Source organism: Apilactobacillus kunkeei (assembly GCF_001308195.1).
GTDB lineage: Bacteria > Bacillota > Bacilli > Lactobacillales > Lactobacillaceae > Apilactobacillus > Apilactobacillus kunkeei_C.
In genome coordinates, this window is the sequence record NZ_JXDF01000022.1 from 1 (window position 1) to 11,694 (window position 11,694).

The 11,694-nt window shown below is 40.0% G+C and carries 8 protein-coding genes and 1 rRNA gene; 2 read left to right on the top strand and 7 right to left on the bottom strand.

Translation table 11 applies throughout. The features are described 5' to 3' along the window. Positions 1–119: 119 nt before the first annotated feature. From argF to argC, 5 genes are read right to left on the bottom strand one after another with little or no spacing between them, the layout of a single operon-like run. Positions 120–1,139: an ornithine carbamoyltransferase gene (argF, locus tag RZ78_RS05830; protein ID WP_054608414.1), complete on the bottom strand. Its 1,020-nt coding sequence runs from the start codon at positions 1,137–1,139 to the stop codon at positions 120–122. Further along, entirely contained in the window at positions 1,133–2,281 is a 1,149-nt protein-coding gene (locus RZ78_RS05835) for an acetylornithine transaminase (protein WP_054608415.1), read from the bottom strand. The genes argF and RZ78_RS05835 overlap by 7 nt, the downstream gene beginning before the upstream one ends. Positions 2,282–2,293: 12 nt before the next feature. Continuing rightward, positions 2,294–3,019: an acetylglutamate kinase gene (gene argB, locus RZ78_RS05840; protein ID WP_054608416.1), complete on the bottom strand. Its 726-nt coding sequence runs from the start codon at positions 3,017–3,019 to the stop codon at positions 2,294–2,296. 5 nt (positions 3,020–3,024) lie between these two features. Next, entirely contained in the window at positions 3,025–4,215 is a 1,191-nt protein-coding gene (argJ, locus tag RZ78_RS07510) for a bifunctional glutamate N-acetyltransferase/amino-acid acetyltransferase ArgJ (RefSeq protein ID WP_054608417.1), read from the bottom strand. A gap of 12 nt (positions 4,216–4,227) precedes the next feature. After that, positions 4,228–5,256, bottom strand: a complete 1,029-nt coding sequence (gene argC / locus RZ78_RS07515; RefSeq protein WP_054608418.1) for an N-acetyl-gamma-glutamyl-phosphate reductase — start codon at positions 5,254–5,256, stop codon at positions 4,228–4,230. 605 nt (positions 5,257–5,861) lie between these two features. On the opposite strand from argC, the gene RZ78_RS05855 reads away from it, so the two are divergent. After that, positions 5,862–6,935 carry a carbamoyl phosphate synthase small subunit gene (locus RZ78_RS05855; protein ID WP_054608421.1) on the top strand — a complete coding sequence of 358 codons (1,074 nt, stop codon included), beginning with the start codon at positions 5,862–5,864 and terminating at the stop codon, positions 6,933–6,935. Continuing rightward, positions 6,928–9,987: a carbamoyl-phosphate synthase large subunit gene (gene carB, locus RZ78_RS05860; protein ID WP_054608419.1), complete on the top strand. Its 3,060-nt coding sequence runs from the start codon at positions 6,928–6,930 to the stop codon at positions 9,985–9,987. Before RZ78_RS05855 ends, carB begins: the two co-directional genes overlap by 8 nt. Positions 9,988–10,028: 41 nt before the next feature. Here carB and RZ78_RS05865 read toward each other — a convergent pair whose 3' ends face one another. Both RZ78_RS05865 and rrf read right to left on the bottom strand, forming a co-directional pair. Beyond that, entirely contained in the window at positions 10,029–11,300 is a 1,272-nt protein-coding gene (locus RZ78_RS05865) for a cation:dicarboxylate symporter family transporter (protein ID WP_054608420.1), read from the bottom strand. A gap of 306 nt (positions 11,301–11,606) precedes the next feature. Next, a 5S ribosomal RNA gene (rrf, locus tag RZ78_RS05870) occupies positions 11,607–11,694 on the bottom strand; the annotation flags it as partial.

Consider the following 11,694-nt stretch of genomic DNA (forward strand, 5'->3'; position numbering starts at 1 on the left):
AATAATCTTTAATGGCAGCTAATTTTAATTCTTTAGAAAACATAAAAGAACCCCTTAAGTTAGATTTCTCCAACTCAAGGGGTTCAGTTCACCGGATCAAATTGATCCGGTCTTTTTATTTATGCTTTTGGAATAAACAAGTTACCTAAAGTTGCAGCGACAATTGCTTTAATCGAATGCATACGATTTTCGGCCTCTGTGAACTGCCAAGCATATTTACTATTAAATACCTCATCGCTAACCTCTAATGCGGTTAAACCGTATTTTTCTTCGATATACTGCCCTTTTGTGGTCTTGTTGTCATGAAAAGATGGTAGACAATGCATAAAAATGATTTCATCATCATTCATCCCCGTCTTTTCGATCATTTCCATATTAACTTGATATGGTTTTAATAATTGAATTCTTTCATCCCAATTATCTTCACCCATTGATACCCAAACATCCGTATATAATACATTGGAACCTTTAACCCCGGAATCGACATCGTCAGTGATGACAACTTCGGCGCCAGATTGTTGAGCGTATTTTTGCGCTAGTTCTTGGTTTTCCTTGGATGGGAATAATGATTTTGGTGCAACGATGTGCACATTCACACCCAATAAAGCGGCGGTGATTAATAGTGAGTTGGCCATGTTGTTTCTACCATCACCAACATAGGTTAATGTAAGGCCTTCTAGTTTGCCAAACTTTTCCTTCATGGTCATGAAGTCGGCTAGCATTTGGGTTGGATGACTGTCATCGGTTAGCCCATTCCAAACCGGAACACCACTGTATTTTGATAGTGTTTCAACGTCTTGTTGTTTGAATCCACGAAATTCGATTCCGTCATACATTGATCCTAAGACCTTGGCGGTGTCTGAAACTGATTCTTCGTCACCGAAGTGAATGTCGTTAGTACCTAAATATTCGGCGTGACCGCCCAAATCATTGATGGCAATCACAAATGATGAACGAGTTCTGGTTGATGGTTTTTCAAACAGTAAGGCAATGTTCTTACCGGCTAAAAATTCGTGTTTAATGTTGTTTTTCTTTAAGTGTTTTAAATGAATTGCGAAATCGATTAGGTAGTTAATTTCATCGGCGGAAAAATCGTCGATATTTAGTAAACTTCTACCGTAAAAAATATTATTTAACATGCTGCCACTTCCTTTTCTAAAACGTTTTTAATTTGTTGAACTCCCCATTCTAGGGTCTTTTTATCCATGATTAATGGTGGTAGTAAACGCAATGTGTTGGCACGTGCTGAGATTGTTAGCATCCCGTTTTCTTGTAATTGTTTGATCACCTCTGCCACGTCAATTGAATCGGATAAATGAATTCCGACCATGAATCCACGACCAGAAATTTTTTCGACATTTTTAAGTGGTAGTAATTGCGTATTTAGTTCTTGGAATAGATATTCACCCTTTAATTTGACTTCATTCAAAAATTCGGGTGTCATTTGATTTAAAACGGCATTGGCAGCGGCCATAACGACCTTATTGCCACCAAATGTATTGCCGTGAGTGCCTGGGCCAAATGCTGAAGCTAATTCCTTTTTCGCTAGCATTGCACCAACCGGTAAACCATTGCCTAAGCCTTTTGCACAGGTGATGATATCTGGGTTCAATCCAGCGTATTCAAAGGCAAACTTGTATCCGGTACGGCCCATCCCCGCTTGGACCTCGTCGACAATTAATAAGGTGTTAGTTTCATGACACTTAACTTCGACCTTCTTTAGCCATTCGGTGTTTCCGACGTTAACACCACCTTCTCCTTGAATCGCTTCTAGGATGACTGCGGCACAATCATCATCGATGAAATCTAGTGCTTTATCGTCGTTGTATTCGGCAAATTCACTGCCGGGTACTAAAGGTGTAAAACCACTTTGTATGGCTTCGTATCCGGTCAATGATAGTGATCCATAGGTACGACCGTGGAAGCCATAGTTAAATGCGAGTACCTTTTTCTTGTGAGTGTACTTACGTGCAATCTTAAACGCTGCTTCATTGGCTTCGGTACCTGAATTACATAAGAATGCTAGGTAGCCTTCTGGACAAAGCTTGCCAGCGACTTGGTCTTGCATCGAATTAATGTATAGGTTGGAAGTGTGCCAAATGTGGTTTAGTTGTTCACCCACCGCAGTTTTAACCTGTTCATTACTGTATCCCAGGTTGCAAACCCCAATTCCACTGGTGAAGTCGACATACTCCTTGCCGTTGGCATCGATGATATGCCAGTCGTGTCCGTCAATTGGTTCGATATCAAAATATTTATAAGTTGGTAATACGTTTTCCATTCCTGTCATCCCCTAATCAATAATTGTTGTTCCGTGTTCTTCTAAGTTATTAGTAATTATGACGTTTTCGACGCCGTGATCAATCGCATCTAAGGCTGCTTTTACCTTTGGAATCATCCCACTGACAATGTAGTGTTCTTTGATTAATTCGATTGCTTGTTTGTGGGTCAACTCTTCTAGCATCTCGTCTTCGACCTTCACTCCACAGACGTCGGTCAATAAGACCAGTTCATCCGCATGTAGTAATGAGGCCATTTCACTGGCTGCAATGTCTGCGTTGACGTTTAGTTTGTCAGTATCATTTTTATAAACGATTGAAGACATCAAGCCGACGGAGTTGTCGGTCATCTTGTTAATCCATTCGGTATCAACCTGACTAATGGTGCCGACCTCACCGTACTTTTCGTGGTCTAGGTAATCGCCTTTGACAAACGAGTATCCGTAGCTATTGAGGTTATGGGTTTCAATGCCGTGATCCATTAGTTTCTTGCCAAGTTGTTCTTGAATGACATCGTTTAACAACAAGTCCGAAATCTTCATCATTTCTGGGTTTGTGACTCTGATACCATCGATTTTTTTGACCGTTTCACCGACAAACTCACCACATTTTGAGATGATGTTGCCACCACCGTGGACGATGATGATGTGTTCACCATCATCTTGTTTTTCGGCAACGTATTCGAAGAAATCTTCTGGTAAGTGATTAATCATATTTCCGCCAATTTTTAAAATAATCATATTAATCACCCCTCGTAAGCCGCATTAATCTCAACGTACTTGTAGGTCAAGTCGCAGCCCCAAGCAGTTCCACTGGCATTACCAACATTTAAGTCGACATCGATGATGATGTTTTCATCGGTAAATAGTGACTTTAGTTCTTCATCAGTGAACGAGACCGGAACACTGTTAGTGACAATTTCGGTGCCGTTTAAAGTAATTGCGACATGGTTTGGATCGACGTGGGCATGAGTTTGACCGATGGCTTGAACGATTCTGCCCCAGTTGGCTTCCTTACCAAAAATCATGGATTTTACCAAGTTAGAACCAACGATTGCCTTTGATACTAGGTTGGCTTCTTGTTTGTCGAATGCATTATTAACGTTAACTTCCACGAAGTTATTAGCACCTTCACCATCTTGGGCGACCTTTTTCGCAAGTGTGGTTAGTACATATTTGAAACCTTTAGCAAACTCGATATATTCATCGCTGCCCGGAACTAGTTGGTCGTTTTGAGCAGCACCGTTGGCCATCGCTAAGACCATATCGTTAGTGGACATGCAGCCATCAACAGTGATTTGGTTAAAGGTTGAAACGATGTCTTCGCTCAATAGTTTTTGTAAATTATCCCCCGCAATGTTGGCATCGGTAACGATGAAACTAAGTGTGGTCCCCATGTTTGGATGAATCATCCCTGATCCCTTTGAAAAACCGGTAATGGTAACTGGTTTGTCATTTAGGGTCAATTCAACACATACCTTCTTAGAACAGGTATCAGTAGTGATAATTGCTTCCGGTGCGTCGATATCATCGGTGCTTAGTTCTAGATGATCGACACCGTTTTGGTATGTATTCATATCTAGTTGTTTACCAATAATTCCGGTTGAAGCAACACCAATTAAGGTATCGTCTAGGTGTAATTTATCGGCAACTAATTGTTTGGAATTGTAGACATTTTGAATGCCTTCATCGCCGGTAAATGAGTTGGCGTTACCAGAGTTAACGATGATTGCTTGTAGTTGATGATTTAATTCAATAGTTTTCTTGGTGACTTGAACGGGTGCTGCCTTGAATTGGTTGGTAGTATAAACACCTGCGGCAGCAGCGGGTGTGTCTGATACTACCCAGCACATGTCTAGTTGTTCATCTGGTTTGAATCCCGCATGGGTTGATCCTGATTTAATATTTAGTGGCCATTTAAAATCGATTGTTTTCATAATTAGTTCCTCCTAAGGTAATACGTGCATTAGTTCTAATCCGTCAGTTTCTTCAAAATCAAATAGGTGGTTGAAGTTTTGAATTGCTTGTCCAGCGGCACCCTTAATCATGTTGTCGATGACACTGACAATCATTAAAGAGTTATTGCTGGAATTAAAAGAAAGCCCAACATGACACTCGTTTGTACCGACTACGCTCTTGATAGTTGGTAGCTCATCCATTGATACGTGAACAAATTTACTGTTCGCATATAATGAATCGAATGCATGTTGGACTTTATCCATTTCAATATTTGATTTTAGTTTCACAAACATAGTGCACATAATTCCCTTGTTTAAAGGAACCAAGGTGGTCATGAATTCAATGTTTTGAACGTTTTTATTCCAAACTTGTAACTTTTGGACGATTTCTGGAATATGTTTGTGTTCGTGGGGTTTATATACTTGTAGGTTTTCATTAGCCATGACAAAATGACTGGAATCACTAAGTGACTTTCCAGCTCCTGATAAACCTGACTTCGCATCAATCACAATGCTATCTAAATCGATCAAATCTTCTTTGACTACAGGTGCCAACCCTAATAGCACAGCGGTAGCATAACATCCTGGGTTTGCAATGTACTTTGCACCCTCACTGTCATCAATATCTGCTAAGCAGTATTGTGCCTTTTGTAAGTCTGATAGTTCAGCGGGTTCTTTTTGATACCACTTCACGTATTCATCAGGGTCTTTTAATCTGTAATCTCCTGATAAGTCAATGACCGGAAAACCGGCTTTGATAAAGGGTTTAGCCATCTTTGATGTCACACCAGCTGGAGTGGCAAAAAAGACCGCATCATTGTCTTTGATAATGGCATTTTCGTCATAAGGAAAGACTAAGTGTTGATCGTATGAAAATTCGTCATTAATTTGGTTTAACTGAGTTGGTTTGGACAAATTATGTCCGTATAAATTAATTTGATTTACTTGAGAATGTTTTTTTAATAATTCATATAAAGTTGATCCGGCGTATCCGGTAATTCCAATAATTGCGACTTGCATAATAGCGACAGTCCTTTCGATAAGTTCAATTTTTTAGACACTGCTCCTGTTGAAAAAACGTTGCTACGTCGCCTTTGGTTTAAGTTTTGTTTTGTCATGTTAATCACCCTTTTGTATTTTTTTGATGTCTCGGTAACATCTTGCAAATTACAATAGCACAACTTTTTATTTTTGCAAACTTATTTTTTAATTTTAATTTAATCTTGTTTTAATTTTTTAGTTATGTTAAATTGAGTTCAACGAAAACAAATAATTTTAAAAAGTGGTGAGTGTTATGAACAACAAATCAAATAATACACTAACTGAATACACTGCATTGAGGAGGACACGTATTGTGCCGTCCCCAACTTTTAGGCGCACTTTTTAATCAAACAATAAATTAGTCGAGGGACGGCAGAAATAAATTTTAAGTTATGCTGAAATTTATCTGCGGGTCCCTTTTTTAATCCGAATATGAATAACTGGATACTTTTCGCATAATTTAAAATAAGTTGCATTCTACTGTCGATCGACTTATTTATGGATATGGGCAAATGTATTCAGGACGTAAGGTTGATCACATAGTTGGTCAGCCTTTTTTTATTTACCAAAATTTGGAGGTAATTATTATGAAAACGTATTTAGTATTAAGTAACGGCTCAATTTATCAGGGATATTCAAAATTAAAACCTACAACTACTGCCGGTGAGGTAGTATTTAGCACCGGTATGACTGGTTATCAAGAAACCATCACGGATCCAAGCTACTATGGACAAATCATGGTCTTTACATACCCGCTTATCGGAAACTACGGCATCAACTTTGAGGATAACGAAAAGGATACACCTTGTGTTTCCGGCATCATCGCATATGACATTGCGGAACACCCTAGCAACTACCGTAGCAAGATGTCGCTTTATCAATATGCCGAAAAGTTCAACATCCCCATGATTGAAGGCATCGATACACGTGAATTAACCAAGGAACTTCGTCACGACGGCTGCATCAAAGGCGTTATCACCGACAACCCAAACGATGAAGCGGTCCAAAATCTTTTGAACAAACCGGTATCGTTTGCCAACCATGCAACAAAAGAAACAACACATATTAAGGGTGATGGCCTAAAGGTAGCCGTTATCGATTATGGAATTAAGAACTCCATCGTTTCTGAATTGGTTAACTTTAATGCCGACGTTCATATCTTTCCCGCCGATGTGTCAGCTCAAGAAATTGAAGACATCAATCCAGACGGCATCGTCTTATCAAACGGTCCCGGCGATCCAGCTAACATGATTGATAAGATTGGTGTCATTCAAGAACTTCAAGAAGAATATCCAATCATGGGAATCTGTTTAGGTAATCAACTACTAGGATTAGCCAATGGCGCCAAGACATTCAAGATGAAGTTTGGCCACCGTGGTTTCAACCATGCCGTTAAGGACCTACAAACAAACAAGTGCTACTTCACATCTCAAAACCACGGGTATGCACTCCTACCCGAATCAATTCCGGGTTCAAACGTCGACGTTCTATTCGAAGAAGTTAACGATCACACCGTCGAAGGAATCAAGGTCAAGGGTCATAACGCCTTTTCAGTTCAATTCCATCCGGATGCATCCCCTGGTCCACACGACGCACTATTTATATTCAATAAATTCTTCAACATGATTACCAAGAAGGAGGTTTTAACAAATGAGTAAAGACACCGACATCCATAAAATTTTAGTCATCGGTTCCGGACCGATTGTCATTGGTCAAGCGGCCGAATTTGACTACTCGGGTTCCCAAGCCTGTCTGTCATTAAAGGAAGAAGGCTACGAAGTTGTCTTGGTGAACTCCAATCCGGCCACTATTATGACCGACAAGGATATCGCTGATGAAGTCTACATCGAACCCATTACCATCGATGCAATTGAAAAAATCATCGAAAAGGAATTACCGGAAGCCATCCTCCCTACTTTAGGTGGCCAAACTGGTTTGAACATGGCCAAGGACTTAGCCGACGCCGGCATCTTGAAAAAGTACGGCATCAAATTACTAGGTACCAAGCTACAATCCATCGAGGAAGCCGAAGACCGTGACCTCTTCAAACAATTGATGAATGATTTAGACGAACCGGTACCCGAATCAACAATCGCAAACAATCTAGAAGATGCCAAAAAGTTAGCCACAAAGATTGGCTATCCATTGGTGATTCGTCCCGCTTACACGCTAGGTGGGACCGGTGGTGGTTTCGTTCATAACGATGACGAACTAGAAACCATCGTCACCAACGGTTTAGAAATGTCACCAGTTACTCAAGTCTTGGTAGAAAAATCAATTGCCGGATACAAGGAAATCGAATTCGAAGTGATGCGTGACGCCAAGGACAATGCGTTAATCGTTTGTTCAATGGAAAACGTCGATCCAGTCGGTGTCCATACTGGTGATTCAATCGTTGTCTCACCTACGCAAACCCTATCCGATAAGGACTACCAAATGCTAAGAGATGCCGCATTAAAGATTATTCGTGCGCTAGATATCAAAGGTGGCGTGAACATTCAAATGGCCATCGACCAACACAGTGGTGACTACTTCATCATCGAAGTTAACCCCCGTGTCTCTCGTTCATCAGCATTAGCCTCCAAAGCAACCGGATATCCAATTGCTAAAATCTCCGCCAAGATTGCGGTGGGTATGACACTAGATGAAATCATCAATCCACTGACTGGGAAGTCGCTTGCTGAATTCGAACCAGCACTGGATTACATCGTCACCAAGATTCCACGTTTGCCATTCGATAAGTTTACCGACATCGATAATTCACTTGGTACTCAAATGAAGGCAACTGGAGAAGTCATGGCTATCGGTAGAAACTTCGAAGCATCCCTATTAAAGGCGATTCGTTCTCTCGAAGATGGCAACAGTCATGACTTTACCAATAGTTCAAAAGACGAATTATTGGAAAGCATTAAAACTCCAACCAATCAACGTTTATTCCAAATCTTGGAACTACTTAGTCGTCATATCAGCGTTGAAGATATTCATGACAACACCCAAATCAATCAATTCTTCCTATATAAGATGCAACACATTATTGAAATTAAGGAAGAACTTAAAGATGATCAATCAGTTGATGCATTGAAAATAGCCAAACAATACGGCTTTTCAGATCAACAAATCGCATCCATCTGGAATTGCAGCGAAGCAGATGTCTACAACACCAGAATGCAAAACAATATCGTTGCTGGTTTTAAAATGGTCGATACTTCTGCTGGTGAATTCGATTCAACCACCCCTTATTACTACAGCACGTTCGGTCAATCCAACGAATCTAAGGTCAGCGATAAAAAATCAATTTTGATTGTGGGTTCAGGACCCATTAGAATTGGCCAAGGTGTGGAATTCGACTACGCCACCGTTCATTCCATCTTTGCCGTTAAGAAGGCTGGATACGAAGCTATCGTGATTAACTCCAATCCAGAAACCGTCTCGACCGACTTCTCAATCTCGGACAAGTTATACTTTGAACCACTAACCATCGAAGATGTCATGAATGTGATTAACCTGGAAAAACCAGCTGGTGTCATTCTCCAATTCGGTGGGCAAACCGCCATCAACCTGTCTGAAGGCCTATCCAAACTGGGTGTCAATGTTTTAGGAACCACCGTTGAAGATATTAATATCAGTGAGGATCGTGAATTATTTAGCCACGCCATCACTAGTCTAAATATCAAACAACCATACGGGACATCCGTCGAAAGTATCGAAGGCGCCCTTCAGGCCACCAAGGAAATGAACTACCCAGTGTTATTACGTCCTTCATACGTCATTGGTGGTAAGGCGATGAGAATCGTTCATAATGAAGAAGAATTACTGAACTACATGCAAACCGCGGTCAATGTATCGCATCAACACCCCGTTTTAATTGATTCCTACCTATATGGAACGGAAGCCGAGGTCGATATCATCTCAGATGGTGAAACGGTCATCATTCCTGGAATCATCGAACACGTTGAAAGTTCGGGTGTCCATTCCGGTGATTCAATGGCGATCTACCCACCCCAACACATCTCGTTTAACATTCAAAAACAAATTACCGACATCGCCATTAACTTAGCGAAGAAGTTAAAGACCATCGGTTTGATGAATATTCAATTCATCATTTCAGACGATCAGGTATATGTAATCGAGGTAAACCAAAGAGCTTCTAGAACGGTTCCATTCCTATCAAAGGTAACTGACGTGCCAATCGTCGATTTAGCTACCAATGCTATATTAGGGACTCCCTTAACATCATTTGGTTATGAAAATGGACTAATTACCCCATCCAGTTTTGTATCTGTTAAATCCCCGGTATTTAGTTTTAATAAACTACCAGGTGCTGATGCGAACCTCAGTCCAGAAATGAAGTCGACCGGAGAAGTAATGGGTACCGCGATTGATTACGATTCAGCTTTAGCGAAGTCATTATCCGCAGCCGGAATCAATATCAAGGAGCACGGTAACGTCTTGTTAAACCTCAGTCATCATGATGACGAACAAAACAAGCAGTTAATTGAAGGCTTATCTGCTTTTAGTTTTAACATTGTTGATATGAAACCAGGAGAGATTACTGAAGATAACGTTGATTTAATCATCAACACAGCTGAAGATGATCACCTCAACAATATTGCAACCGCCTTTTCAATTCCGTTATTCACTTACATTGATACGGCCAATGCATTTATCCAATCACTCAATTGTGACGATATAATGGTAGAAATGATATAAAAAAAGACCTAATCCAAATGGATTAGGTCTTTTAATTTTGTTTATTTATGAATTCCGATTGATTTTAGATATTTAGCTTCTTTTTCAGGATCGAATTCTTTTTCAGACTTACCAATAATCACTGTTGCTAGTGAGTTACCGATAACGTTAACTGCGGTTCTGGCCATATCAATGAAACGGTCAATTCCGGCAATGAATGTTAAACCAGAAACTGGGATACCAACAGTTGAAACGGTTGCTAATAGAACAACGAATGAAGCACCAGGAACACCGGCCATACCCTTTGAAGTAATCATTAGGGCAACTAGTAAAGTAAGTTGTTGACCAATGCTTAGGTGAATTCCGTAAGCTTGAGCTAGGAATAATGCAGCAAGTGATTGGTAAATTGCTGAACCATCAAGGTTAAATGTGTAACCAGTTGGGATTACGAATGAAACGATTGATGGGCTAACACCAAACTTAGTCATCTTGTCGATACTTCTAGGTAGCGCAGCTTCTGAACTTGCAGTTGAGAATGCTAATACAGCTTCTTCCTTAACAACCTTTAGAAGGTCAGTAATCTTGAAACCAAAGATTCTAGCAGCTAGTCCCATAACAACAAGTACGAATACCATCATTGTTAGGTAAGTTAATAAAACGAAGTAACTTAGTGGAGCTAAAGCAGAAACACCAAGTTCGGCTAGAGTAACACCGATTAATGCACAAACACCAATTGGAGATAACTTCATGATCCAACCAGTAATCTTGAACATTACTTGTGATACGGCGTTTAAGAAATCAACGATAACCTTACCCTTTTCACCAACTGCAGCAGTACCTAAACCAAAGAATACTGAGAATACGATAATTGGCATCATATCACCAGAAGCAATTGAGTTAAATACGTTGACCGGAATTAGGTTAATTAATGTACCCCAGATTCCAGTGTGGTTTGCAGTCTTTGCGGTGGTCATGTATTGGGTAATATCAGTAGCGTGTAATGAATGCACGTTAATGAAGTCACCAGGATGGAAAACATTACCAACAACTAAACCTAAAACGATGGCGATAGTAGTCATAATTTCGAAGTATAAAATGGTCTTTCCACCGATACGGCCTAACTTATGGATATCACCAATGTTGGCAATCCCAACAGTTAAACATGAAACAACGATTGGGACAACGATCATTTGAATCAAACGAATGAACATTGTACCAACACTTTGCATTGCAGTAATTGCGGTAGCGTTCTTGTAGAACACTAGACCTAGGATGATACCTAAAATTAAACCAATTAGGATTTGCCATCCTAGTGTTATCTTAAATTTCTTCATTACGAAGCCTCTCCTTAATATGTATTAATATAATTTTATCATAAATCACGAATAATATCCCCGGTTAATAATGAAAATGTACCTAAATAACGATAAAAGACAAACTATTTTATGTAGTTTTGCGATAGTAATTCAGATATTAACATTATGGTGCGCCCTTGGATTAACGAAATATCTCTATTTCCATTCAAATCCTGTAGTTAATCAAGTGTGATCAGCACACCTCTTTAATTCTATCATAAAAAGTAATGTATCGTTTTGAATGTACAAAAAAAGAGCTACCAAACGGTAACTCTTTTATAAATTGCGCGGCGACTTCCTACCCTTGCAGAGGGCGATCCCTCAACTACTATCGGCGTTTAGAAGCTTAACTTCTGTGTTCGGCATGGGAACA